This window comes from Bradyrhizobium sp. USDA 4369, from assembly GCF_054056435.1.
Genome location: NZ_JBSRYH010000001.1, coordinates 4,166,721 through 4,190,823, shown reverse-complemented (window position 1 = coordinate 4,190,823; position 24,103 = coordinate 4,166,721). Strand labels below are relative to the sequence as shown.

The following is a 24,103-nucleotide window of genomic DNA, read 5'->3' as shown; positions in this document are numbered from 1 at the left end:
CTATGAACACTCGAATTGCACGATTAGGGAAATTTCAATATCTTTGGATCGGCCAAAGTTTTCCTTATGTCGAGAGTTCCATGAGCCGGCGCTTCTCCCGCGACCTCACCATTCGCCAGCTTCGCGCGCTCGTCGCGGTGCAAAACTCGGGGTCAGTGACCTCGGCGGCCGGCCGGTTGCATCTCACACAACCGGCGGTCACCCTGCAAATTCGCAACCTGCAGGAGCTCGCCGGCCTGCCGCTGATCCAGCGCACCGCCGATGGCATGATCCTGACCGAAGCCGGGCGCAGCGTGCTGGCCTTGGCCGAGCGCGTCGAGGCGGCGCTGCTGGATTGCGAGCAGGCGCTCGACATCCTGGCGGGCCGCAGCGGCGGCCGCGTCGCGATCGGCGCCGTCAGCACCGCGAAATATTTCGTGCCGTTCGCGATTGCGGAATTTTCGCGGCGTTTTCCCAAGATCGACGTCACCCTGCGGATTGGCAATCGCGACAGCCTCCGGGAGGCGTTGCGCGGCTATGATCTCGATATTGCCATCATGGGACGGCCGCCCGCGGACATTCCGGTCGACATGCGGCCGTTCGGCAAGCATCCGCACATCATCATCGCCCCGGCGGGCCATCGCCTTGCGCGTCGAAAGCGGATTTCCGCCGAGGACCTCACAGACGAGGTGTTCATCACGCGTGAGCCCGGCTCAGGCACGCGGCTGCTGATGGAGACCTTTTTTGAGAAGAAGGGGCTGCATCCGAAGACCAGCATGGAGATGGACAGCAACGAGACCATCAAGCAGGCCGTCATCGCCGGTCTCGGTATCGCCTTCATCTCGCAGCACACCGTGTCGCATGAGCTGAGCGAAGGGCGGCTGGTCACGTTGCGGGTCACCGGCCTGCCGATCATCCGGCAATGGCATGCGGTGCGGCGCGCCGACAAGCTTCTGCTGCCGCCGGCCCAGGCGATGCTGGATTTCTTCGGCAAGGAGGGCGCACGCTTCCTGCCGCGGTGAGAACCATGCCCGAAGTCGCTTCGGGCATGATGTCGCCTCACCAGTCGATCTCGAACCGGCATACGGAGGCCCCGGTCGCCTGGCAACTGATCTCACGGGCGCGCGCATGGGGGTGCACCAGTTCGGCGAACAGCGTCTCGAACGTCGCGGCGTAGAAATCGCAGACGGCATGGTCGGCGCGCTGCCCCCGGCATAGTGGGCAATGGCCGATGTCGTAGATGGTGGGCCGTCCGGGACGGGCGGTGAAACTGCCGGTGCCGGCAAAGGTCCAGGCATGTGCTGAGATGGCGCGCGACAGCGCGTGGCTGGCGAGCCGCGCCGGCAGCAGGCGAAGCAGGCGCTGGGCTCCCGGCGGAATGCGATAAGCGAGCAGATAGGCCGCCGTCAGCTGCCCCGCTTTGACGCTGACCGCGCGGGCCGAATCCTCGTCCAGCGCGGTGCGGAGCGCACGGTGAAGGCGGATCACCTCGGCTTCATCGACCATGCCGGCCGGCGGCGTCGTCAGATACGCCTCGAGCCCCGCCGTTGCGAACACGCTACGCGCGGCCTCATCGCCTCGCAGCAGCCGCAAGGCCTCCGCGGTCTGGATGATGGCATTGGGGCCGATACGCCCGGCCGGGTAAAGGCCGTAGGATTGGTGCTTGAAAGGGGCCGCGGGCTCGCCCCCGTCCGTCGAGAGGCCCGCCTCCGGCGGGCTCCTCAGAACGGCAGCTGATCTTGCGGCACGACCGGGTCGGCTCATGGCGGGACGCTCCGAGTGAAGCGCTCGCCGGACGATGCTTCGCATCGCCGGAAGAACCACACAGCCTGGGAGGGCGCCAGACGCGAAGACCGTGCCGCAGCAAGCGAGCCGCGATTGGGCACGGCGTCAGCACGCGACAGCCAAGTGTGCTGGGCGCGTGTCCCATCCATCTCAGTGCACCCTCGTCTCGGCCTCTTCGCTCATCTGCTCGGTGCCGCCGCCGCAGGCCATGACCTGCGCCTGCTGCGGTCCGGTCAGCTTGCGATTATGGCTGGTCTTCCATTCGACCTTGCCGGGCTCGGCCCGCTTGCGCGAGGTGTCGAAGCCGAAATCGACCTTGCCCTTGGATTGCGGGCCCCAATAATTGACGCGGCCGAGATCGTAGAATTTACGCTCGAAGCCGGACTTCAGGAACGCCTTGAGGCAGCCGAGCAGATAGCGGCGGCGCTCGCCGGAGCCGGCCCAGGGGTAGGAGAACAGCGCCTTGTGCATGTAGAAGCGGCGGTAGTTGTTCATGACGCCGTCGAGCAGCTCGCCGCGGTCCATCGCATCCGGCTTCATGATCGGCGTAACGAAATTGTACTTCTCGTAGTCGAAGATCTCGACCTTGTCGCCGAGGTCGCGGAACAGGTCGGAAAACGGCCACGGCGTGTACATCGCCCAGTTGGCGAGATCCGGCTTCCAGTCGCGCGCCATCTGGTAGGTCTCTTCCAGGGTCTCGCGGGTCTCGTTCTCGAGACCGACGATGAACTGCGCCTCGACGACGATGCCGGCGTCGCGCAACAGCTGGATCGCCTTCTTGTTCTGCGCGACCGTCGTCTCCTTGTTGAAGCGGTCGAGCTTCATCTGCGCGGCGGCTTCCGTACCCAGCGAGACGTGAATCAGGCCGGCCTTGCGGTACAGCGGCAGCAGCGCCTCGTCGCGCAGGATGTCGGTGACGCGGGTATTGATGCCCCAGAGAATCTTGAGGTCGCGACGGATCAGTTCCTCGCAGAAGGCGACGAACTTCTTCTTGTTGATGGTCGGCTCCTCATCGGCCAGGATAAAGAAGCCGACATCGTGCTCGCGCATCAGTGTCTCGATCTCGTCGACCACCTTCTTCGGGTCGCGGATGCGGTAGTCGCGCCAGAACTTCCATTGCGAACAGAAACTGCAGGTGAACGGACAGCCGCGCGCCATGTTCGGAATGGCGACGCGCTTGTTCATGGGGATGTAGATGTATTTGCTCCATTCGAGCACGCTCCAGTCGGGCGTGATCGCATCGAGGTTCTTGACCGTCGGCGCCGCCACCGTGGCCACGACTTCGGTGCCGTCGCGATAGGCTATGCCCTTGATGCTGCGGCGGTCGGTCGCCCAGCGGCCGTCCTCGCGGGCGCGCATCAGGTCGACGATGATCTCCTCGCCCTCGCCGCGCACGATGGCGTCGATCCACGGCGCTTCCGTCAGCACCTGCTGATACATGAAGGTGGCATGGATGCCGCCGAGCACCGTGAGTGCTTCCGGGTGCTCCTCCTTGGCGATCTCCAGGAGACGCTCGGCCTTGTAGATCGAGGGCGTGATCGCGGTGCAGCCGATCACATCAGGCTTCTCGCTGCGCAGGATGGCGCGGACCTGCTCCTCGGAAAGGTCATTGGTCATCGCGTCGATGAAGCGGAGATCGGTGAAGCCCGCGGCCTTCAGCGCGCCGGAGATGTAGGCCGCCCAGGCGGGCGGCCAGTTGCCGGCGATCTCGGCGCCGCCGGAATGATAATTCGGATGAAGCAACAAGATCCGCATGGCGCCCTCCCCGACCGTCAATATGTCTTAACAGCTTAACGTCAAGCTATATTGACAAATTGATCTGGCTCAAACGCCGCGCGAAACTGTCACCTCATGCGGCCTGCGCCAGCCCCATCTCGGCCCAGATCTCGGACAGCGCCGACACGAGATGCTCGATGTCGGCGTCACTGTGATAGGGCGAGGGCGTCATGCGCAGCCGCTCGGTGCCGCGCGGCACGGTCGGGTAGTTGATCGGCTGCACATAGATGCCGTAGCGATCGAGCAGGATGTCGCTGATCCGCTTGCACAGCACGGGATCCCTGACCATCACCGGAACGATGTGGCTGGGATTGTCGAGATGGCTGACGCCGGCCTCATCGAGCCGGCGGCGCAGCCGCGCAACGCGGTCCTGATGCCGGGCGCGCTCGACATTGCTGGCCTTGAGGTGGCGGATGCTGGTCAGCGCGCCTGCGGCCACCGCCGGCGGCAGCGAGCTGGAGAAGATGAAGCCGGAGGCGAAGCTGCGCACGAAGTCGCAGACCGTGTTGGATGCGGTGATGTAGCCGCCGATAACGCCAAACGCCTTCGCCAGCGTGCCCTCGATCACGGTCAGGCGGCCGGCGACGCCGTCGCGCTCCGAAATGCCGCCGCCGCGCGGGCCGTACAGGCCGACGGCATGGACCTCGTCGAGATAGGTCATCGCGTTGAATTCATCGGCGACGTCGCAGATATCCGAGATCGGCGAGATGTCGCCATCCATCGAGTACACGCTCTCGAACGCGATCAGCTTCGGCACCTTCGGATCGAGGTCGGAAAGCTTGTCGCGGAGATCGGCGACGTCGTTGTGGCGCCAGATCCTTGTCTCGCAGCGGCTGTGGCGGATGCCTTCGATCATCGAGGCGTGGTTGAGCTCGTCGGACAGGATCACGCAGCCGGGCATGCGCGCGGCTAGGGTCGACAGCGAGGTCCAGTTCGAGACATAGCCGGAGTTGAACAGCAGCGCCGCCTGCTTGCCATGGAGATCGGCGAGCTCGTCCTCGAGCAGGATGTGATAATGATTGGTGCCGCTGATGTTGCGCGTGCCGCCGGCGCCGGCGCCACAGCGGTCGAGCGCCTCGTGCATGACTTCCAGCACCTTCGGATGCTGGCCCATGCCGAGATAGTCGTTTGAACACCACACCGCGACGTCGCGCTCACCATGGGGGCCGCGGTAGGTCGCGATCGGGAAGGCTCCCGCCTTGCGTTCGAGGTCGGCAAATACGCGGTAACGCCCTTCCCGCCGCAGGCCGTCGAGCTGGCGGCGGAAATAGTCTTCGTAGTTCATGGTACTCCCCCCTGTGCTGTCGTGTTCGGATCGACCGGTGTCGTGATGGATGCGGCGGCCAGTCCGGTGACGGTCTGCGCCTGCGCCTCGGCGCGGGCCTGCCGATAGGCCTGGCGGAACTGCTCCTCCAGCCGTTGGCGGGCCAGAGCTGCGGCGGTCTTCTGCGCCGACACCGGGCGCTCCGCCTGTGGCGTCGGCACCACGGCAAGCACGGGCCGCCCCATCGGCGTCACGGCAACAGGCGCGGGAGCCGCAGCAACGGCAGCCATCGCCGGCATGACCGGCTCGACCGGCGCGCTCCAGCGCCAGAGATTGATGACCGGCATCGGCAGCGCCATGAAGCCGTGTTCGAGCAGGCCGAGCGCGATCAGCGACGCGAGCAGCGACAGCGCCACGCCGTCGAACGAGGATTTCGCGCCGAGCGCGGCGGCAGCGACCAGCACCGTCGCGGCGGCCGCAGCGGCGAGCGAGAACGGAAACAGCAGATTGATCGACTTCTTCGCAAAATAGCTGCGCATGAAGCGCACCTGCTGCGGCAGCAGCTCGTCGTTCAGCGTGCGGACGCCAAGGAACAAATTGATCTTGGCGCTCTGCCTTAGCACCAGCAGTGCGGCGAAGGTCCACCAGCTCAGGCGGTTCGGCGCGCCCGACGTCACCGCGAAGACGAGGCCCGCAGTCGCGATCAGCGCCAGCTCGTGATAGGCGATTGCCTGCAGCGCAAAGCCGATACGCGACGCCGGCGTGCAGTCACCAGGGCACGGCTCCGGCCGCGGCCCGGTGATCCAGCCGGCGAGCAGCGACATCTCCACCGTGCCCCACAGCAGAATCGCGCAGGTGAAGGCGCAATAGGCATTGGCATCCTCGGCGGCCTGGCTGGAGACCGCCACCCCCGACAGGGCCGCGACAAAGGCCGCGGCCGTGCCCCATTTGAACGTGGCCGGATGGCGCGCGGCGAGCCCGACCAGCGCCAGCACGGCGCCGGTCGAGAACCACCAGACGAACACGACATAGGGAATGGCAATCGCGGTCGCGCCCATGGCCGGCTCCTTGTCACCACGCGGGTTGCAGCCTGATCTCCCGTGGCAGCTCGTTGCTCTTGGCCGGCAGCATATACAGCCGGCCAAAGGTCAGCGCCGCCTTGATCGGCAGCACGGCGCGCTTGATCGCACCCATCACGCCGCCCTGCGCCTTCGCATCGGCAATCGCCTCCGACACCTTGCGCAGCTGGTTCAAGCCGGCCCAGAAGCGCGGATTGTCGATGTCGAGCATGACCGGGAAGACCTGGCGCGAGATCTCCGACGTGATGCGGAAGACGCGCATGTCGTACTCGTCCACGGGCATTCCGAGCGCTTCATAGAAGGCCGGCCGCATGTGGTCGCGCACATGCATGGTGGCGAACACCGCGAGCAGGAAGAACTTGATCCAGAGCTTGTTGAGCCCGCTGAGCAGCTTCGGATCGGCGCGCATCAGAAGCGCGAACGCCTCGCCGTGGCGGAACTCGTCGTTGCACCACCTCTCGAACCACTTGAAGATCGGGTGGAACTGGCGCTCGGGGTGGCGCTCCATCTGGCGATAGATCGTGATGTAGCGGGCATAGCCGATCTTCTCGGACAGATAGGTCGCGTAGAAGATGAACTTGGGCTTGAAGTAGGTGTACTTCTTCACTTTGGTGAGGAAGCCAAGGTCGACACCGATGCCGTGATCCTTGAGGATCTCGTTGATGAAGCCGGCATGCCGGGCCTCGTCGCGGCTCATATAGGAGAACAGCTCGCGGATATCGGGATTGGTGATCCGCTTCTTGATCTCGGCATAGAGCACGCAGCCGGAGAACTCGGCGGTCAGCGACGACACCAGGAAGTCCTTGAACTCCAGGCGAAGCGCCTCGGGCAGCTCGTTCAGATCCTTCTCGAATTCCGGCGTGCGCACGAAGTGCTTGCGGTTGTGGTCGGCGCGCAGCTCGGCCATGACCGCATCCCATTCGCGGCGCACCAGATCGACATTGAGCCGGTCCATGGCCGCGAAATCCGTGGTGTAGAAGCGTGGCGTGAGGATCGTGTCCTCCAGCGCCATCTTGGTGGAGATGTTGCCGGCTCCGCCTTCCATCGCGATCATCTGACCCTCCCGTCCGAAAAGCTGACGTCGTACAATTCCGTGAGCTCGAGATAGCCCGCGACATGCATCATTGCGCGCTTCCAGGGCCCAGCCCGCACCACCGTCGCAGTGCGGCGCAAATTGAGCTGCTCGCCGAACTTGACCGTGATCGGCTCGCCATGGATCAAGACCTCGTCGCCGGGACGGATGCCGACGTCATGGTCGAGCGTGACATGCGCATGCAGGGTTTCCGAGGTCTGCTCGACCTCGATGCTGCAGCCGATGTCGAAGCGGCGCGGCTCGCTGGCCCATAATCCTCTCATCGCTTCTCTCCCATCGTCATCAACTCCGCAAAGCGGCGCTTGTTGTCGACCCCGAACGGCGCGAGATCGACGCGCCGCCCGGTCGCCGGATCGTCCAGGCTCAGACGGCCGTCGGACCAGCGATTGATCGTGAACGCCGGCCCCGAGCCGATCGCGTGACGCTGGCGATCGAACGCCATGCTCCGCAACACCGTGCGCAGCAGGCCATCTCCGCCGGCCTCGACAACTCCGACGACCTTGCCGCTGTCAGGCGACACGACGGAGATGCCGCCATCGGGGCGATCCTCGAACCGCAGCGCCACCGTCTGCACGGCAGCGACGTGATCGTTGCGCACGGTGCCCATCCCCGTGAGGCGACCGACGCCGGCCGCGACCAAGGCAAAGGCAACCAGCGCGAAGGCCGCGCGGAGCGCGCCCTTCGGAATGATGATCTCGGCTTCGCCGTGATCCTCGACATGGCCCTCGGCTTGGCTCATGACGCCCTCCTCCTCGTTACGCCGCGCTGACGACCGCGCCCGCAGGCGCACCCTGCGGCTGGCCATCGCCTGCCGGCAGCGGCTGTGCCGCACCGACGCCATCCGACGCCGCGACCAAGGCCTTGGCGAGGATCTCGGCAACGTTGCGCGCGTCAGGCACACCGCGCAGCATCGGCTCGACCTCGTTCAACCGCCACGGCCGCGCATGGGGCCACAGCAGCAGATAAGACAGCCGCTGCTGGGCGGTGACGCCGAGCGGCAGGTCGCCGGAACCATCGGAATGAAGTTTCACATCGGCGCGGGCGACCTGCTTGAACGGCACGTTCAAGGTCATCGGCAGCACGGCGCCGAACTGCAGCAGCACGCGCCGGCTGGTGATGGTGTAGCGCGTGGTGCGGCTGTAGAGCACCGCGAGCCCGGTGAGCAGCAGCGTCGCCAGGGCCACCGGCGTCACCAGCGACGAGGCGCTGGCGACCGAGGCCGCGAGCGGCTGATGGTCGAGCACGCCCGCCACCACGCGCGCGCCGAACAGCGCCGCGAAATAAGCGAGCACCAGGCGCAGGTGGAAAACCCGCAGCAGCAGCGCCTTCACCGTCGGCTGTCCTTGCCAGAGCAGTCGCTCGCCTTGCGGCAGCAACAGCTGGTCTTGCTCCCCACGCGTGCTCACAGCAGCGGCTCCTGACGTGCAGCGGTCGCGTAGAGATGTCCGCCACCGTAATAGCCGACGATCTTGTCCTCCTCGAGCTTGGTCACCTGGTCGGGGTTGGCGAGGCCGGGCACGTTGGCGAATTGCGAGCCGAGGATGGCGTCGACCAGCACCGCCTTGCGCGACTTGTCGACCACCGCCATGGTCATCGGCAGCAGCACGTGGCGGCCGACGGTGCCCTCGACCTCCACTTCGAGATAGCGGATCAGCATCTCGGCGCGATCGACCCAGACTTCGCGGATCTTGCCGCCGAGCTGGCCGTCGCAGCCGAACACCGGCATGCCGCGCGGATCGGGATCCTCCGAGGCGATGAAGATACTGCCGTCGACGCGCAGCGGCACGATCGCCGGAATATTGTCCATGGTCAGCTCCGGCTCGTCCCTGCGGCGCGGCATAGGAGCCCGGGCCGACGCCGTCGAGCATCGGATTGCCGGTCGGCAGATAGGGCGTGCCCGGCCAGGAATACATCGGCGTCACCGGCGCATCGGCGCGGTCATTGTCCCGGTTCGGCAGGGTCGCGGTGCGCCCGCCATGCATGTGATAGGTCTTCGGCGACGGCGGCGTCGGGAAGCCGTGACCGCTCGAAGCGGTCTGCCGGCCGATCCGGCCCTCGAACTGCAGCGGATAGCCTTCGCGCTTATCCTCGGTGCGCAGATAGAAGATCAGAGCCGCGAAGAATATCCAAAACCCATAAAGCACCACCTGGGCGACATCGATGTAGCTGGTGAAAGACGTCTGCATGGTTTCCTCCCCGACTGGGCTAACCTGGAAATTCAGCTATTCCGAATTGCAACTGTTGTGGCGATGACGGCGCGTGGCGCCGCACCAGCGGTCCGATGACCGCGAGCGTGACGAACAGCAGGCCGATCTCGATGTGGTAGACGATGCTGTAGCCGGTCGCCGGCCCCGCCAGCGCCACGCCGAGGCGGCCATCCAGCGCGAGTTGCGACATCACATCGCGAATGGCGCCGCCGCCGGCGATCGCAACGCCGGCGGCCGTCGCCTGCACCGCGCCCCAAGCACCGAGCGCAAGTCCGCTCTCGCCGTTCTGCACCAGCGCCATGGCCGCCGTCAGCGTGCCCACCGCGAACAGACCACCGCCGAAGCCGATAGCCGTCGTGCCGATCCGGAACAGCAAGGGCGACGCCAGCGGCGCCGAGAAGATCACGCAGGAGAAGGCGAACAAGCCGACGAGTCCGCCCAGCGCCGCGATCCGATATGGATCGGCGCCCTTGCCGAGACGGCGCGCCGAAAGGCCGAAGCCGACCAACGTGCCCGCCGCGAACAAGGCGGTCAGCGCCGTGGTCTCACCGACCGTGAGATGCAGGATCTCGGCGCCGTAAGGCTCGAGCAGGATGTCCTGCATCGTGAAGCCGGCGGTGCCGAGCCCGACGGCAACCAGAACGCGCAGCGAACCGCCGGCCTCGCGGAAGTGACGCCAGGAATCGCCGAAACGCGGCCGCTCGCGGGTAGCCGAGGTACGTGAGGGATCACGCGCCTCCTGCTTCCACAACGCGATAACGTTCAGCACCATCTCGGTCACCGCGGCGCCCTGGATCACCTGGATCAGACGCATCTCGCTGAACTCGGCGAGCAGCCCGCCGAAGGTCAGCGCGCTCGCCATCATGCCGAACATCAGCATCACATAGAGGAAGGCGACGACGCGCGGCCGCGAGTGCTCGGGTGCGATGTCGGTGGCGAGCGACAGGCCGGCGGTCTGCGTCGTGTGCAGCCCGGCGCCGACCAGCAGGAAGGCGAGCGCGGCGCCGACGCGGCCGGCGATCACCTGGCCCGGCGCATCGCCCGACGACAGCAGCAGCAGCGCGAACGGCATGATGGCGAGACCGCCGAACTGCAGCAAGGTGCCCATCCAGATATAGGGCACGCGGCGCCAGCCAAGCACCGAGCGGTGATGGTCAGACTTGAAGCCGATCAGCACGCGCAACGGCGCGAACACCAGCGGCAGCGCCACCATGGTGGCGACCAGCCAGGAGGGCACGCCGAGCTCGACGATCATGACGCGGTTGAGCGTGCCGTTGAGCAGCACCACCGAAATGCCGATCGAGACCTGGAACAGCGACAGCCGCATCAGGCGCGACAACGGCAGCTCGGTCGAGGCGGCATCCGCAAACGGCAGATAGCGCGACGACAGCAGCGTCCACAGTTGCAGCAGCGATGGTGCGCGCGCGCTCATGACGGGCGAAGCTCCAGCGCTTGCGAGATGTAGAAGCCGTTGGCGATGCGGCAGTTGCGGGCGCAGCGCCAGTCGGCGAGATCAGGGTGATCGGCGATGAGGCGGTACAGCTTCTGTTCCGTAACGGGCTCGATCGCCGGCGCGCGATTGCCGCGCGGAAACACGCCGCCGACCGCATGCATGACGGCGAGCAGCGGCGTCCGCGGGGCGTAGGTCATCAAGATCGATTCGGAGGTGCGCGCGGCCAGACCAGCCACGATCCGCACGGCATCCTCGGCGCGATAGTGAATGAACGAATCCATCGCGACCACGAAATTGAAGCCGCCATGCCGGGGATCGAGCATGTCGCCGGCGACGAAGTGGATCGCGTTCCGGCTGATGTCGTCGGGCAGCCGGCGCTGCGCGATCTCGATCAGCGTCGGCGAGATGTCGACGGCAACGACCTCGGCGCCGCGGCGCGCCGCCTCGATCGAAAAGCTGCCGGTGCCGCAGCCGGCATCGAGCAGCCTCGCGCCACGCAGATCGAGCGGCAGCCAGGACAAGAGTGTCCGCCGCATCTCATCGCGGCCGGCGCGCACGGTGGCGCGGATGCGGCCGACCGGCGCATCGGAGGTCAACCGCGTCCAGGCGGCGACCGCGGTGCGGTCGAAATAGGTCTCCACTTCACTGCGGCGGGCGAGATATTCCGCTGTCGTCATGGATCAGCCCCACTCAATCGAAGCCAAGGAGGTCGAAGATGTCGCGGTCCTTGAGCGGCACCGCCTGCATCGGCTCCACGCCGGCAAGCAGCGACGCGGCGAGGCGCAGATATTCGTTCTGGGCGCGCTCGACGTCGGGCGAGGCCTCCATCTCGAACAGCGTGCACTTCTTCAGCCGGCTCTTCCGGATGACGTCGAGATCGGGGAAGTGCGCCACCGTCTTCAGGCCGGCGCGCTCGTTGAACTTGTCGATCTGGTCGGTGGCCGCGCTGCGATTGGCGATGACGCCCCCGAGCCGCACCGGATAGTTGCGCGACTTGGCCTGGATCGCGGCGACGATGCGGTTCATCGCGAAGATCGAGTCGAAATCATTGGCGGCCACGATCAGCGCGCGGTCGGCGTGCTGCAGAGGGGCAGCGAAGCCACCGCAGACGACGTCGCCGAGCACGTCGAAGATCACCACGTCGGTGTCTTCGAGCAGATGGTGCTCCTTGAGCAGCTTCACCGTCTGGCCGACGACATAGCCACCGCAGCCGGTGCCGGCCGGTGGCCCGCCCGCCTCCACGCACATCACGCCGTTATAGCCCTCATAGACGAAGTCCTCGGGGCGCAGTTCCTCGGCGTGGAAGTTGACCTGCTCGAGGATGTCGATGACCGTCGGCACCAGACGCTTGGTCAGCGTGAAGGTCGAATCGTGCTTGGGATCGCAGCCGATCTGCAGCACGCGCTTGCCGAGCTTGGACAGCGCGACAGAAAGATTGGATGACGTCGTGCTCTTGCCGATGCCGCCCTTGCCATACACCGAGAACACCTTGGCGGTGTCGATGACGACGTTCGGATCGAGCTGCACCTGCACGCTGCCGGCGCCATCGGGGCGTCGCGGCGCGGTCGTCAGCGGCGGTCTCAAGGTCACGTTCATGCGGCAACTCCTACGCCTTCGAGGCGATCTTCGAGCTCTTCACCGGCCTTGCGCAGCACGTCGAGCATGTCGGGATCCGGGGTCCAGTAATTGCGCTCATGCGCCTCGATCAGGCGGTTGGCGATCTTCGCCGACGCAGCCGGATTGAGCGAGGCGAGCCGCTCGCGCATCGCGGGGTCGAGCACGAAGGTCGTCGTGATCTGCTGATAGACCCAGGGCGCAACCTGGCCCGTGGTCGCCGACCAGCCAACCGTGTTGGTCACATGTGATTCGATCTGGCGCACGCCCTCATAGCCATGGGCGAGCAGCGCCTCGTACCATTTCGGATTGAGCGTGCGCGTACGCGTCTCCAGCGCGACCTGCTCCGACAGGGTCCGCACCGTGCCTTCGCCGCGGGTCTGGTCGCCGATATAGACCGGCGCCGCCTCGCCTTTGGCGCGGCGCACCGCGCGGCTGATGCCGCCGAGCGTGTCGAAATAATGATCGATGGTGGTGACGCCGAGCTCGACCGAATCGACGTTCTGATAGGCGGCATCGACGCCGGCGAGCACATGGCCGAGCAGCGCATCGCGCCGGACCGGACGACCGTCGGTGCCGTAGGCAAAGCCCTTGCGCCGCGTGTAGACGTCGGCGAGTTCGTCCTCGTCGGTCCAGGCGCCGCAATCGATCAGCTGGTTCACATTGGCACCATAGGCGCCCTCGGCATTGCCGAACACGCGCAGCGCCGCATCGGCGAGTTCGCCGCCGTGCGCGGCCTGGAAGGCGAGCGCGTGCTTGCGCACGTAGTTGGTCTCGGCCGGCTCGTCGGCGGAGGCGGCGAGCAGCGCGGCTTCGGCGAGCAGCTTGGTCTGCAGCGGCATCAGGTCGCGGAAGATGCCGGACAGCGTGATCACGACATCGATGCGCGGACGGCCGAGCCGCTCCAGCGGGATCAGCCTTGCGCCGCAGAGGCGGCCATAAGAGTCGTGACGCGGCTCCGCGCCCATCAGCCACAGCGCCTGCGCGATCGGGCCTCCCTCGGTCTTGAGATTGTCGGTGCCCCACAGCACCAGCGCGATCGTCTCGGGCAGCTTGTGGCCTTCGCCGGCGTGGCGCGCGAGCAGCCGCGCGACTTGGCGTTCCGCATCCTTGAGTGCGAAGGCGCTGGGGATACGGAACGGATCGAAGCCATGCAGGTTGCGGCCGGTCGGCAGCACGTCGGTGTTGCGCAAGAGATCGCCGCCGGGCACGGGACGGATGTAGCCGCCATCGAGCGCGTGCAGGATGCCCGGCGTCTCGCTGTCCGTCGCGAGCAGGCGGTCGAGCTCGCTGCGCTTCGCCTGCTCGGTGATGCCAGCGAGGTCGAGCAGTTCGGCACGCTGCTCCGGCGGCGGCGGCGCGCCAACGACATGCAGGCCATGCGGGATCAGCGAATATTCCAGCTCAAGCACGCTCGCGGAGAGCGCACCGATATTGGCGTCGCGCTCATCACCCCACAGCGGCTCGGCCGCGGCGAGATCGACCGCGGCCGCCTGCGCCTGGATCAGCGCGGCGTTATCCGCCCTGACCTGCCCGGTGGCATCCGGCGGCAGATTGCGCCAGGCATCCAGCGAGGACTTCAGATCGGCGAGCCCCTTGTAGAGGCCGGCGCGGGTGATCGAGGGCGTGAGATAGCTGATCAAGGTGGCGCCGCCGCGGCGCTTGGCGAGCGCGCCTTCGGACGGATTGTTCGACGCATAGATGTAGAAATTCGGCAGGTCGCCGATCAGGCGCTCCGGCCAGCACTCGGCGGACAGGCCGGCCTGTTTGCCCGGCATGAATTCGAGCGCGCCATGGGTGCCGAAATGCAGCACTGCGTGGGCGCGGAAATCCTCGCGCAGCCAGCGATAGAACGCCGCGAAAGCATGCGTCGGCGCGAAGCTGTGCTCGAACAAGAGCCGCATCGGATCGCCCTCGTAGCCGAAGGCGGGCTGCAGGCCGACGAACAGGTTGCCGAATTGCTCGCCGAGCACCAGCAGGCTGGCGCCATCGGTCTGGTGACGGCCGGGCGCCGGGCCCCATTGCTTCTCGATCTCGGCAAGGTGCCGCTCTCGCCGGACATGCTGATCGACCGGAATGCGCGCTGCGACGTTGGCCGCCGTGCCGAACCGCTCGGCATTGCCCTTCAGAACACGCGCGCGCAACTCGTCGACCGAGGCCGGCACGTCGATCGTGTAGCCCGCCGCGCGCAGCGAGGTCATCACGTTGTGCAGCGACTCGAACACCGAGAGATAGGCCGCGGTGCCGGCGCTCCCGCCATTCGGCGGGAAGTTGAACAAAACCGCCGCGATCTTGCGCTCCGACCGCACCGAGCGGCGCAGTTCGACCAGCCGGCCAACACGTGCGGCAAGCTGCGCGGCGCGCTCCGGCAGCGAGGCCATGTCGCGGCCGGCATCGGCCATCGCCGAGCGGCCGCCGAACACGGTCGGGCCGACCGCACCGTCGAGTTCGGGGATTGCGACCATCATGGTGGCTTCGACCGGCGTCAGGCCGCGCGCGTCGCCGTGCCACTGCTCGACGGTCTGGAACTCGAGCGGATGCGCCGCGATCAGCGGCACGTCGAGCCCGGCCATGACCTCCTCAGCGGCCCGCGCATCATTGTAGGCGGGGCCGCCGACCAGCGAGAAGCCGGTGAGCGACACCACGGCATCGACGGTGGCGACGCCGTCCTTCTGGAAATAGCGCTCGATTGCCGGGCGCGAATCGAGCCCGCAGGCGAACACCGGCACGACCGAAAGGCCGCGCGCCTCGAGCGCAGCGATCACGCCATCATAATGCGCGGTGTTGGCGGCAAGCAGATAAGAGCGCATCAGGATGATGCCGACGCGGCCGACCGGCTTCGGCAGGGCCGGAAGCTCATCGATCCGCTCGGCAATGCGCTGCGACAGCCGCGGATGGTAGAGCCCGACATCCGGATAGGTCACCGGCTCGGCGGCATTGAGCTTGCCGCGCAGCGAGGCGCGCGGGCCGTCGGCGTAACGGCCGACCAGGAAGCGCACCATGTTGGCGAAATTCTGCTCGGAGCCAGTGAGCCAATATTGCAGCGTCAGGAAATAGGCGCGTAGATCCTGCGCGGTGCCGGGGATGTAGCGCAACAGCCGCGGCATCCGCTGCAGCATCTTCATCTGGCCCTGGCCGCTGGAAGAGCCGGATCGGTTGCTGCCGCGCAGCCGCTTCAACAGACCGAGCACACCGGTGGCCGAGCCGGCCATCGTCAGCTTGCCGAGCCGAGTCAGGCGCACGACCTCGCCGGCCGAGAGGCAGCCGATCATCGCGTCGCAATGCTCGCGGCGGGCCTGCAGCGCCGACAGCACCGGCTGGATGTGGTCCTCCATGAACAGCATGGTGGCGACGACGATATCACCGGTCGCGATGTCGGCGAGGCAATGCGCCAGCGCAGTCGGATTGCAGCCCCACTCGTCGGCGGCATGCACCTTCAGATCGAGGCCCGGCAGCTCAGCCTGCAGCGTCGTGCGCGCACGCACGGCAGCCGAGGCGAGATGGCTGTCCATCGTCACGATCACCACCCGGATGGGTGTGTTGTCAGCGACCGAAATGCGCTTTGGCATCGTACAAGGTCTCGAGCGTGATCAGGTTGACGTTGCGCTCGCGCGCGTAGCGTTCGGTGTTGCGGCGCGCCTTGCCGCGCACGAAAAAGGGAATCTTGGTCAGCTCGTGCTCGGCGTCTGACGCCCAGGCGAGCTCGGTCGAGGTGACGGTCTCGACCACGCGCAACTGCGGCTGCTGCGGCGTCGCTGGCGCTGCACCGAGATGGGAGGGCGCGTGATCGGCGAACTCGTGATCCTCGCGGAACATGCCGAGCAGATGCTCCTCCAGGCCCATCATCAAGGGATGCACCCAGGTGTCGAACAGCACGTTGGCGCCTTCGAAGCCCATCTGCGGCGAATAGCGCGCCGGAAAATCCTGCACATGGCAGGGCGCCGAGATCACGGCGCAGGGAATGCCGAGTCGCTTGGCGATGTGGCGCTCCATCTGCGTGCCGAGCACCAGCTCCGGCCGCAACTCGCTGACGCGGGCCTCGACCTCCAGGTAATCATCGGTAATCAGCGGCTCGACGCCATAGGTCGCGGCGGCCTCGCGGATCTCGCGGGCGAATTCGCGGGCATAGGAGCCGAGACCGACGACCTCGAAGCCGAGCTCCTGGGTCGCGACGCGCGCCGCGGCGACCGCATGAGTCGCGTCGCCGAAGATGAAGACGCGCTTTCCGGTGAGATAGGTCGAGTCGACCGAGCGCGAATACCATGGCAGCCGGCTTTCGCTGCGCGCCAACACCGGAGATGCGTCGACACCGGCGAGCGCCGCAACCTCGGCAATGAAGTCACGCGTCGCGCCGACGCCGATCGGAATGGTACGCGTATAGGGCTGGCCGAACTGGCGATGGAGCCATTGCGCTGTCGTCAGCGCGATTTCGGGATACAGGACGATGTTGAAATCGGCCTGCGGAAGGCAAGCAAGATCGGCCGGCGTCGCGTTCCAGGGCGCGACGACGTTGATCTCGATGCCGAGCTCCACAACCTGCCTGGTCACTTCCGCGAGGTCGTCGCGGTGACGGAAGCCGAGCGCCGTCGGACCAAGCAGGTTGCAGACTGGACGAGCGCCTGCCTCCCTCTCACGGCGGGGGGAGCCATCAGCGGAAGACGCAGCCAACGCCCGTACAATCCGGTAGAACGTTTCCGAGGCGCCCCAATTCTCCTTGCGCTGATAGGCCGGCAGCTCGAGCGGGATCACCGGAATCGGAAGCCTCAAGGCCTGCGCGAGCCCGCCGGGATCGTCCTGGATCAGCTCGGCCGTGCAGGAGGCGCCGACCAGCAACGCCTGCGGCTGGAAGCGCTCGTAAGCGGCGCGCACTGCGCTCTGCAGCAGGTCCGCGGTGTCGCCGCCGAGATCGCGCGCCTGGAAGGTCGTGTAGGTGACCGGCGGGCGACGGTCGCGGCGCTCGATCATCGTGAACAGCAGATCGGCGTAAGTGTCGCCCTGCGGCGCATGCAGCACGTAGTGCACGTCGCGCATGGCCGTCGCGATGCGCATCGCGCCGATGTGCGGTGGGCCCTCATATGTCCAGACTGACAGCTGCATCTCACACCGCCAATCTGGTTTGGCGCAGCAGCGGCCGCGCGAACAGCTCGGCGAGATCGCCGGCCTGCTCGAAACCCTGGATCGGCGTGAAGATCAGCTCGATCGACCACTTCGTCGTGAGCCCCTCGGCCTCCAGCGGATTGGCGAGGCCGAGCCCGCAAACAACGAGATCGGGACGCGCGTCACGGCAGCGATCGAGCTGGCGCTCGACATCCTGACCTTCGCTGAGCTGCGTGCCATCAGGCAGCAGCGCCAGCTCGGAAGCAAGATGATCGCGATGCAGATAGGGCGTGCCGACCTCGACCAGCTCCATGCCGATCTCGCGCGACAGGAAGCGCGCCAGCGGGATCTCGATCTGCGAGTCCGGAAACAGGAAGACGCGCTTGCCGGCGAGCTGCGCGCGGTAGCGCGCCAGCGCCCGCTCCGCTCGCGCCTTGAGCGGCGCGATGGTCCGCTCGACATGGGCGTGCGAGACGCCAAAGGCGTCGGCCGCGGCCGCGAGCCACAACGCAGTGCCTTCGCCGCCGAGCGGGAACGGCGCCGCGATACGGCGGCAGCCGCGCTCCTCGAGCGCGCGCGCGGTGTCGCAGAGAAACGGCTGCGCCAGCAGCACGCGCGTCTGCGGGCCGATCGCCGGCAGCTCCGCCGAGCGCCGCGGCGGCAGGAATGCGACCTGGTCGATGCCGAGCGCGGCGAAGGTCCGCTTGAACTGGTCCTCGACGACATCCGCCAGCGCGCCGACCACGAGCAGCGACGGCCGCGCCGAGCGCTCCGCCGCCGGCAGCACCGGCACCAGCGATGCGAGACAGGCATCCTCGCCCTGGGTGAACGTCGTCTCGATGCCGCTGCCGGAGTAGTTGAGCACGCGCACGCCGGGCGAGAAGCGCTGCGACAGTCGCAGCGCCGCGCGCGACAGATCGAGCTTGATCACCTCCGACGGGCAGGAGCCGACCAGGAACAGCAGCTTGATCTCCGGCCGCCGCGCCAGGAGCTGCGCGACGATGCGGTCGAGTTCGTCATTGGCGTCGACCAGGCCGGCGAGATCGCGCTCCTCCATGATGGCGGTGGCAAAGCGCGGCTCGGCGAAGATCATCACGCCGGCGGCCGACTGGATCAGATGCGCGCAGGTGCGCGAGCCGACGACAAGGAAGAACGCGTCCTGAATTTTCCTGTGGAGCCAGACGATGCCGGTCAATCCGCAGAACACCTCGCGCTGGCCGCGCTCGCGCAGCACGCCGTCCGGCGAAGCGGCTGATGTCACGGCACAGGCCTGCGCATGGGCGTTCATGACGCGCGCTCCGCACCAGCCTGCGCCATCGCCTGCTCCTGCAGCCGCGCCGCGCGCAGCTTGAGCAGGAATTGCGCGGCGTTGATCGCGTAGGCAGCGTAGGCCGCGAGCACCAGCAGCATCTGCTGCTGTGCCGTGCCGATGTGACCGATGATCGCGGCGAGATAGGCCGTATGCAGCGCGATCACCAGCATCGAGAACACGTCCTCCCAGAAGAAGGCCGGTGCGAACAGATAGCGCCCGAAAACGACCCGTTCCCAGATCGAGCCGGTGATCATGATGGTGTAGAGCAGCACCGTCTTCAGGACGACCGAGGCGGTGGCGAGCCACAGGCCCTCGCCGGTCACGAGATAGCGCGCCACCAATCCGAGACTGATCAGGAAAACGAGAAACTGCAGCGGCGCCAGAACGCCCTGCACCAGGGTCCACGGCGTGGCGTCGCGCCTGCACTTTTCCTCAGCGGTGTAAAGCGGTTGCCGCTTTGCACGGGGCGCGGACCGAGATGTGAAGCAGAGTTGACTCCACAGCGACGGATCAGCGGCAGACGTGAATTGCGCGTCACACGATGTGTAAAGATGATTTGACAACACCAGTTCCCGGTGCTGCGATGACGACAACCACAGGGACGTTATTGGTGCACCGCACTCGGTTTGATCAACGCTACGTTGTGCAGTTCGCAGGTGGCGCATCGCAAATCCCCGAGTGCGAGCCCGATGAGGAAACGCTAGACCTGGGCAGGAAGAGTGTCAATCAAAATTGACGTCAAATAATATTGACGCAACGAGTGACGTGCGCTCATATGGAGGGGAGGCGCTTATGACCGAGCTCAATGAGACAGCCCGATTTCCACGAGCCCGCTTCCGGACGAAGCGGGGACAATCCGGCTTTCACCCGCCGGCGCCTCCGCGCATCAGCGTGCCCTTGCAGAGCACGCGCCATCCGCAACTCAACGACGCGATCGAAGCCGAGATCATTCCGCGGCTCGTGATGGCCCACGCCGCGGCCATCGAGCGCGTGCCCGCGATCATCACCGCTTCGGCGCAGGAAGCCGCCGATTTTGCCGAACTGGTGCTGGACGCGGACGATGATCGCGCGGTCGCCTGCATCCAGGCGCATCGCGACCATGGCGAGACGCTGGAGCGGATCTATCTCGATCTGCTGGTGCCGACCGCAAACCATCTGCGCCATCTCTGGGCCGACGACGAGCGCGATTTCGCCGATATCACGCTGGCGCTGTGGCGGCTGCAGCAGCTGCTGCGCCATTTCAGTCCGGCCTTCTGCGCCGAGTTCGCCGTGGCGCCGACCGGCCTGCGCGTGCTGTTGACGACAGCGCCCGGCGATCGGCGCGAAATGGGCCACATGATGTTCGGTCTGGTGCTGGCGAGCGAATTCTTCCGTCGCGACGGTTTCGAGACATGGATCGAGCCCGATACAACCGACCGCGGTTTTGTCGAGGCGCTTCGCACGCAATGGTTCAACGTCGTCGAGTTTTTCGCCACGAGCGACAAGAAGCTTGACGATCTCGCCTCAAACATAAGGATGGTCCGGCGCGAGTCCTCGAACCAGGACATCGGCGTGCTGGTCTGCGGTCCTGCGTTTATTGAACGGCCTGAACTCGTTCTCCTGGTCGGCGGCGACGGTGTCGTCTCCGATCTGAGCAGAGAGGCTTCGCAAGCCCGGCACGTCGTCAGTCTTCTGACCGAACGGCGATAGCTGAGGGTGCAGTGAAGATGAATGCTGGAACGAGACTTGCCGCGCGAGGGCTCCTTGATTGGGAGGACAACGGCGTTGGTGAGGGCGTTCAGAGCTCCAAAAGAGTCGCTTGGCGATCTCAATGCGGATGTCGCGGCCATGCTGGTGGCCGCAGCGTCCGACATTGCGCTCGCGCTCGACGCCGACGGCAACATTCAGGACCTGGCTTTTCAACAGGCCGGGCTACCGCTTGAATTGAGAAACACAGACGAGTGGATCGGCAGATCCTGGCAAGCAACAGTGTCCGAGGAAAGCCAGACCAAGCCAGAGCTGCTGCTCGCCGAAGCCTCCCAGCGCAAGGTATCGCGCTGGCGCGAGGTGCGTTATCCGGCCGCGCGCGGGCCTGACATTCCGATCCTGTTCGCGGTCGTGGCGATCAAGGGCGCGGCCCGCTTCATCGCCGTCGGTCGCGATGTCCGCGCCACCGCCGCGCTCCAGCAGAAGCTGATCGAGGCGCAAGTGGCGATCGAGCGCGACTACTCGCGCATGCGCAACGCCGAATCGCGCTATCGGATCCTGTTCCAGATCACCTCCGAGCCGGTGCTGATCATTGACGCGGTCAGCCATCGCATCGTCGAGGCCAATCCGGCGGCCGCCGCCCTGCTCGACCATGGCGCCGCCAATTTGATCGGCAAGCTGTTTCCCGACGCCCTGCTGATAGACGACAACGCACTGTCGCAATCGCTGGCGCTGGCGATTCGCTCGCAGGGCAAGATCGAGCGCGCCAAGATCACGCTCGACGGCGGCCGCGAATATCTGCTCGACGGCACCTTCTTCCGCCAGGATACGTCATCGCTGTTCCTGCTGCGGTTCTCGCCGCAGAGCACGCCGCCGGCCATCGCAAAGGCGTCCGACGTCAACACCCAGCTGGTGCAATTCGTCGAATCGGCGCCGGACGGCTTCGTCATCACCGACATGGACGGCAGGCTGCTGCACGCCAACGCCACCTTCCTGCAACTCGCCCAGATCGAGAACATGCATCAGATCCTGGGCGAGACCATCGACCGCTGGATCGGCAAGTCGGCCATCGATTTCTCGGTCATGCTGACCAATCTGCGCCAGCACGGCAGCGTGAAGCTGTTCTCCAGCGTCGTCCGCGGCGAGCATGGCTCGCCGGTCGATGTCGAAATTTCCGCCACCACAGTCGGCGCGCCCGGCCAGGCCCGGCTCGGTTTCACCATCCGCAATGTCGGCCCGCGGATCTCCAGCGACGGCGGCGACCACGGCTACATTCCGCGCTCGCGCGAGCAGCTCGCCGAGCTGATCGGCCGGGTGCCGCTGAAAGAGCTGGTGCGCGAGACCACCGACGTGATCGAGCGGATGTGCATCGAAACTGCACTCAAGCTGACCGGGGACAACCGCGCCACCGCCGCCGAGATGCTCGGGCTCAGCCGGCAGAGCCTCTACGTCAAGCTGCGGCGCTACGGCCTCGCCGAGCCGAGCGAAGAAGACAGCCAGTTGGAATAGTGGAAGAGCCGCCATGACCGAGATCGCGCCCGCCCCGCTTGCTCCCCGGATCCAGCCCACGGCCGTTCTCGAGCTGCTGAAGCCGATCACCTGGTTTCCGCCGATCTGGGCATTCGGCTGCGGCGTCGTCTCGTCGGGTGCAGCGCTGGCGCCGCGCTGGCCGATCGTGATCGCCGGCCTCGTGCTGGCCGGACCGATGGTCTGCGCCACCAGCCAGGCGGTCAATGATTGGTTCGACCGCCATGTCGATGCGCTCAACGAGCCGCACCGGCCGATCCCGTCGGGCCGCATTCCCGGGCGCTGGGGCCTCTATGTCGCGCTGATCTGGACCGTGCTGTCGCTCGGCGTCGCCACTTTGCTCGGCACCTGGGGCTTCGCTGCGGCGGCGCTCGGGCTTGCGCTGGCGTGGGCCTATAGCGCGCCCCCGATCCGACTGAAGCAGAACGGCTGGTGGGGCAATAGCGCCGTCGGCCTGTGTTACGAGGGCCTGCCCTGGATCACGGCCGCTGCGATCATGAGCGCAGAGGCGCCCTCCTGGCAGGTGCTCGCGATCGCGCTGCTGTATAGCGCCGGCGCCCATGGCATCATGACCCTGAACGACTTCAAGTCGATCGGCGGCGACCGCGTCAGCGGCGTCAACTCGCTGCCGGTGTTGCTCGGCGCCGAGCGCGCCGCGCGCCTCGCCTGCATCACCATGGCGCTGGCCCAAATGGCGGTGCTCGCGCTGCTCGTGGCCTGGAGCCGCCCGGTGCATGCCGCGATCGTCGCGGTGCTGATCGCGGCCCAGCTGGTGCTGATGCGGCGGCTGATGACCGACCCGCGCACGCTTGCGCCCTGGTACAACGGGACCGGCGTGCTGCTCTATGTTCTCGGCATGCTGGTGACGGCCTTTGCGCTGGCGGGGATGTCGGCATGATCGGTGCCGCGCCCGCCCCGCTCTCCTGGTTCGGCATCGTCAGGCTCGGCCTGGTGCAGACTGCGCTCGGCGCGGTCGTGGTGCTGACGACCTCGACCTTGAACCGCGTGATGGTCATCGAGCTGGCGCTGCCAGCGATGATCCCTGGCCTCTTGGTCGCGATCCATTATGCGATGCAGGTGCTCAGGCCCTGGCTCGGCCACGGCTCCGATGTCGGCGGGCGTCGCTTTGCCTGGATCGTCGGCGGCATGGCGGTGCTCGCGGCCGGCGGCCTGCTCGCGGCCGTTGCCACCGCGCTGATGGCGAGCCAGCTCGTGCTCGGCCTGGTCGTGGCCGTGATCGCCTTCATCATGATCGGCATCGGCGTCGGCGCCGCCGGCACCTCGCTCCTGGTGCTGCTCGCAAAACGCACCGCGCCGGAGCGGCGCAGTGCCGCCGCCTCGATCGCCTGGATCATGATGATCGCCGGCTTCATCGTCACCACGGCCGTGGCGGGCAAGGCGCTGGATCCGTTCTCCGGCGAGCGGCTGATGCTGGTCTCCGGCACCGTCTCGGCGATCGCGATGGTGCTGACTTTGCTCGGCGTCTGGGGCATCGAGCAGCCGGAGATCTCCACCGAGGCGTCCACCGCCAAGGCCGAGCGCGGCGGCTTCATGGAGGATTTCCGCGAGATCTGTCGCGAGCCGCAGGCGCGGCGCTTCGCGATCTTCATCTTCGTCTCGATGCTGGCCTACAGCGCCCAGGACCTGATCCTGGAGCCGTTCGCCGGCAGCGTCTTCGGCATGACGCCAGGCCAGACCACGCAGCTCTCGTCCGTGCAGCACATGGGCGCGCTGATCGGCATGATCCTGATGCCGGCCTTGGCGAGCCTGCGCGCAGACTGGCGGACGCGGCCGCAGCCCTGGATCATCGGCGGCTGCCTCGCCTCGGCACTGGCACTGCTGAGCCTCGTCGCCGCCGCGACCGTCGGCCCGTCCTGGCCGCTGCGCGCTTCGGTGCTGCTGCTCGGCATCACCAACGGCGTCTACGCCATCGCGGCGATCGGCGCGATGATGAACATGGTCAGCGAAGGCCGCGACAATCGCGAGGGTACGCGCATGGGGCTGTGGGGCGCCTCGCAGGCGATCTCGTTCGGCATCGGCGGCTTCGTCGGCACGGCCGCCGCGGACGCCGCGCGGCACTTCCTGCCCTCGACCGCCTCCGCCTATGCGACGGTATTCGCCGCCGAAGCGGCGCTGTTCGTGCTCTCCGCCTGGCTCGCGATCTGGATCAGGCGTCCGCGCACGCAGACATCGACGCTTCCGGCGCAGCCGGCCAACCAAGGAGCCTAGCG

20 protein-coding genes and 1 pseudogene are annotated in these 24,103 nt (G+C 66.6%); 5 read left to right on the top strand and 16 right to left on the bottom strand.

The window, feature by feature from the left end:
• The first annotated feature begins 80 nt into the window (after positions 1-80).
• Positions 81-1,001, top strand: coding sequence for a LysR family transcriptional regulator (locus ACVIJ6_RS18920; protein ID WP_456773919.1), 921 nt, complete (start codon positions 81-83; stop codon positions 999-1,001).
• A 37-nt stretch (positions 1,002-1,038) separates the two neighbouring features.
• On the opposite strand, the gene bchJ is transcribed toward ACVIJ6_RS18920, so the two are convergent.
• From bchJ to bchF, 16 genes and pseudogenes are all read right to left on the bottom strand, one after another.
• Positions 1,039-1,743 (bottom strand): bacteriochlorophyll 4-vinyl reductase, encoded by a 705-nt coding sequence (bchJ, locus tag ACVIJ6_RS18915; protein WP_456773918.1) that lies wholly within the window; start codon positions 1,741-1,743, stop codon positions 1,039-1,041.
• A 171-nt stretch (positions 1,744-1,914) separates the two neighbouring features.
• Entirely contained in the window at positions 1,915-3,519 is a 1,605-nt protein-coding gene (gene bchE / locus ACVIJ6_RS18910; protein WP_456773917.1) for a magnesium-protoporphyrin IX monomethyl ester anaerobic oxidative cyclase, read from the bottom strand.
• A gap of 94 nt (positions 3,520-3,613) precedes the next feature.
• Positions 3,614-4,825: a 5-aminolevulinate synthase gene (hemA, locus tag ACVIJ6_RS18905; protein WP_456773916.1), complete on the bottom strand. Its 1,212-nt coding sequence runs from the start codon at positions 4,823-4,825 to the stop codon at positions 3,614-3,616.
• On the bottom strand, positions 4,822-5,862 hold the full coding sequence (puhE, locus tag ACVIJ6_RS18900; RefSeq protein ID WP_456773915.1) for a putative photosynthetic complex assembly protein PuhE: 1,041 nt from the start codon (positions 5,860-5,862) through the stop codon (positions 4,822-4,824). The genes hemA and puhE overlap by 4 nt, the downstream gene beginning before the upstream one ends.
• 13 nt (positions 5,863-5,875) lie before the next feature.
• Positions 5,876-6,937 (bottom strand): magnesium-protoporphyrin IX monomethyl ester (oxidative) cyclase, encoded by a 1,062-nt coding sequence (gene acsF / locus ACVIJ6_RS18895; protein WP_456773914.1) that lies wholly within the window; start codon positions 6,935-6,937, stop codon positions 5,876-5,878.
• The gene (locus ACVIJ6_RS18890) at positions 6,934-7,239 is read right to left on the bottom strand and encodes a hypothetical protein (RefSeq protein WP_456773913.1); all 306 of its coding nucleotides are present in this window, start codon (positions 7,237-7,239) and stop codon (positions 6,934-6,936) included. The genes acsF and ACVIJ6_RS18890 overlap by 4 nt, the downstream gene beginning before the upstream one ends.
• Positions 7,236-7,715, bottom strand: coding sequence for a photosynthetic complex assembly protein PuhC (gene puhC / locus ACVIJ6_RS18885; RefSeq protein WP_456773912.1), 480 nt, complete (start codon positions 7,713-7,715; stop codon positions 7,236-7,238). Before puhC ends, ACVIJ6_RS18890 begins: the two co-directional genes overlap by 4 nt.
• Before the next feature lie 16 nt (positions 7,716-7,731).
• Positions 7,732-8,382 carry a photosynthetic complex putative assembly protein PuhB gene (gene puhB, locus ACVIJ6_RS18880; RefSeq protein ID WP_456773911.1) on the bottom strand — a complete coding sequence of 217 codons (651 nt, stop codon included), beginning with the start codon at positions 8,380-8,382 and terminating at the stop codon, positions 7,732-7,734.
• Positions 8,379-9,162, bottom strand: a pseudogene (gene puhA, locus ACVIJ6_RS18875) (photosynthetic reaction center subunit H). The gene puhB and the pseudogene puhA overlap by 4 nt, the downstream one beginning before the upstream one ends.
• A 19-nt stretch (positions 9,163-9,181) precedes the next feature.
• Positions 9,182-10,615 (bottom strand): BCD family MFS transporter, encoded by a 1,434-nt coding sequence (locus tag ACVIJ6_RS18870; RefSeq protein WP_456773910.1) that lies wholly within the window; start codon positions 10,613-10,615, stop codon positions 9,182-9,184.
• Positions 10,612-11,313, bottom strand: coding sequence for a magnesium protoporphyrin IX methyltransferase (gene bchM / locus ACVIJ6_RS18865; RefSeq protein WP_172237525.1), 702 nt, complete (start codon positions 11,311-11,313; stop codon positions 10,612-10,614). Before bchM ends, ACVIJ6_RS18870 begins: the two co-directional genes overlap by 4 nt.
• Before the next feature lie 13 nt (positions 11,314-11,326).
• Positions 11,327-12,232, bottom strand: coding sequence for a ferredoxin:protochlorophyllide reductase (ATP-dependent) iron-sulfur ATP-binding protein (gene bchL / locus ACVIJ6_RS18860; RefSeq protein WP_456773909.1), 906 nt, complete (start codon positions 12,230-12,232; stop codon positions 11,327-11,329).
• Positions 12,229-15,819: a magnesium chelatase subunit H gene (locus tag ACVIJ6_RS18855; protein WP_456773908.1), complete on the bottom strand. Its 3,591-nt coding sequence runs from the start codon at positions 15,817-15,819 to the stop codon at positions 12,229-12,231. Before ACVIJ6_RS18855 ends, bchL begins: the two co-directional genes overlap by 4 nt.
• Entirely contained in the window at positions 15,794-17,347 is a 1,554-nt protein-coding gene (gene bchB, locus ACVIJ6_RS18850) for a ferredoxin:protochlorophyllide reductase (ATP-dependent) subunit B (protein WP_456773907.1), read from the bottom strand. Before bchB ends, ACVIJ6_RS18855 begins: the two co-directional genes overlap by 26 nt.
• Position 17,348: 1 nt before the next feature.
• Positions 17,349-18,635: a ferredoxin:protochlorophyllide reductase (ATP-dependent) subunit N gene (locus ACVIJ6_RS18845; RefSeq protein WP_456773906.1), complete on the bottom strand. Its 1,287-nt coding sequence runs from the start codon at positions 18,633-18,635 to the stop codon at positions 17,349-17,351.
• Entirely contained in the window at positions 18,632-19,222 is a 591-nt protein-coding gene (gene bchF / locus ACVIJ6_RS18840; protein ID WP_456773905.1) for a 2-vinyl bacteriochlorophyllide hydratase, read from the bottom strand. The genes ACVIJ6_RS18845 and bchF overlap by 4 nt, the downstream gene beginning before the upstream one ends.
• 229 nt (positions 19,223-19,451) lie before the next feature.
• Here bchF and ACVIJ6_RS18835 point away from each other — a divergent pair, with 229 nt between their 5' ends.
• The 4 genes from ACVIJ6_RS18835 (at position 19,452) to ACVIJ6_RS18820 (ending at position 24,101) form a co-directional block, all read left to right on the top strand.
• Positions 19,452-20,348 carry a cobalamin B12-binding domain-containing protein gene (locus ACVIJ6_RS18835; RefSeq protein ID WP_456773904.1) on the top strand — a complete coding sequence of 299 codons (897 nt, stop codon included), beginning with the start codon at positions 19,452-19,454 and terminating at the stop codon, positions 20,346-20,348.
• Between the two features lie 138 nt (positions 20,349-20,486).
• On the top strand, positions 20,487-21,854 hold the full coding sequence (gene ppsR, locus ACVIJ6_RS18830) for a transcriptional regulator PpsR (protein WP_456773903.1): 1,368 nt from the start codon (positions 20,487-20,489) through the stop codon (positions 21,852-21,854).
• Between the two features lie 13 nt (positions 21,855-21,867).
• The gene (chlG, locus tag ACVIJ6_RS18825) at positions 21,868-22,770 is read left to right on the top strand and encodes a chlorophyll synthase ChlG (RefSeq protein ID WP_456773902.1); all 903 of its coding nucleotides are present in this window, start codon (positions 21,868-21,870) and stop codon (positions 22,768-22,770) included.
• Positions 22,767-24,101: a BCD family MFS transporter gene (locus ACVIJ6_RS18820; RefSeq protein ID WP_456773901.1), complete on the top strand. Its 1,335-nt coding sequence runs from the start codon at positions 22,767-22,769 to the stop codon at positions 24,099-24,101. Before chlG ends, ACVIJ6_RS18820 begins: the two co-directional genes overlap by 4 nt.
• Positions 24,102-24,103 lie beyond the last annotated feature (2 nt).

Coding starts and splice junctions, on each gene's coding strand:
- ACVIJ6_RS18920 (WP_456773919.1), top strand. CDS start 81: ATGAGCCGGCGCTTCTCCCGCGACCTCACCATTCGCCAGCTTCGCGCG.
- bchJ (WP_456773918.1), bottom strand. CDS start 1,743: ATGAGCCGACCCGGTCGTGCCGCAAGATCAGCTGCCGTTCTGAGGAGC.
- bchE (WP_456773917.1), bottom strand. CDS start 3,519: ATGCGGATCTTGTTGCTTCATCCGAATTATCATTCCGGCGGCGCCGAG.
- hemA (WP_456773916.1), bottom strand. CDS start 4,825: ATGAACTACGAAGACTATTTCCGCCGCCAGCTCGACGGCCTGCGGCGG.
- puhE (WP_456773915.1), bottom strand. CDS start 5,862: ATGGGCGCGACCGCGATTGCCATTCCCTATGTCGTGTTCGTCTGGTGG.
- acsF (WP_456773914.1), bottom strand. CDS start 6,937: ATGATCGCGATGGAAGGCGGAGCCGGCAACATCTCCACCAAGATGGCG.
- ACVIJ6_RS18890 (WP_456773913.1), bottom strand. CDS start 7,239: ATGAGAGGATTATGGGCCAGCGAGCCGCGCCGCTTCGACATCGGCTGC.
- puhC (WP_456773912.1), bottom strand. CDS start 7,715: ATGAGCCAAGCCGAGGGCCATGTCGAGGATCACGGCGAAGCCGAGATC.
- ACVIJ6_RS18870 (WP_456773910.1), bottom strand. CDS start 10,615: ATGAGCGCGCGCGCACCATCGCTGCTGCAACTGTGGACGCTGCTGTCG.
- bchM (WP_172237525.1), bottom strand. CDS start 11,313: ATGACGACAGCGGAATATCTCGCCCGCCGCAGTGAAGTGGAGACCTAT.
- bchL (WP_456773909.1), bottom strand. CDS start 12,232: ATGAACGTGACCTTGAGACCGCCGCTGACGACCGCGCCGCGACGCCCC.
- ACVIJ6_RS18855 (WP_456773908.1), bottom strand. CDS start 15,819: ATGCCAAAGCGCATTTCGGTCGCTGACAACACACCCATCCGGGTGGTG.
- bchB (WP_456773907.1), bottom strand. CDS start 17,347: ATGCAGCTGTCAGTCTGGACATATGAGGGCCCACCGCACATCGGCGCG.
- ACVIJ6_RS18845 (WP_456773906.1), bottom strand. CDS start 18,635: ATGAACGCCCATGCGCAGGCCTGTGCCGTGACATCAGCCGCTTCGCCG.
- ACVIJ6_RS18835 (WP_456773904.1), top strand. CDS start 19,452: ATGACCGAGCTCAATGAGACAGCCCGATTTCCACGAGCCCGCTTCCGG.
- ppsR (WP_456773903.1), top strand. CDS start 20,487: ATGCTGGTGGCCGCAGCGTCCGACATTGCGCTCGCGCTCGACGCCGAC.
- chlG (WP_456773902.1), top strand. CDS start 21,868: ATGACCGAGATCGCGCCCGCCCCGCTTGCTCCCCGGATCCAGCCCACG.
- ACVIJ6_RS18820 (WP_456773901.1), top strand. CDS start 22,767: ATGATCGGTGCCGCGCCCGCCCCGCTCTCCTGGTTCGGCATCGTCAGG.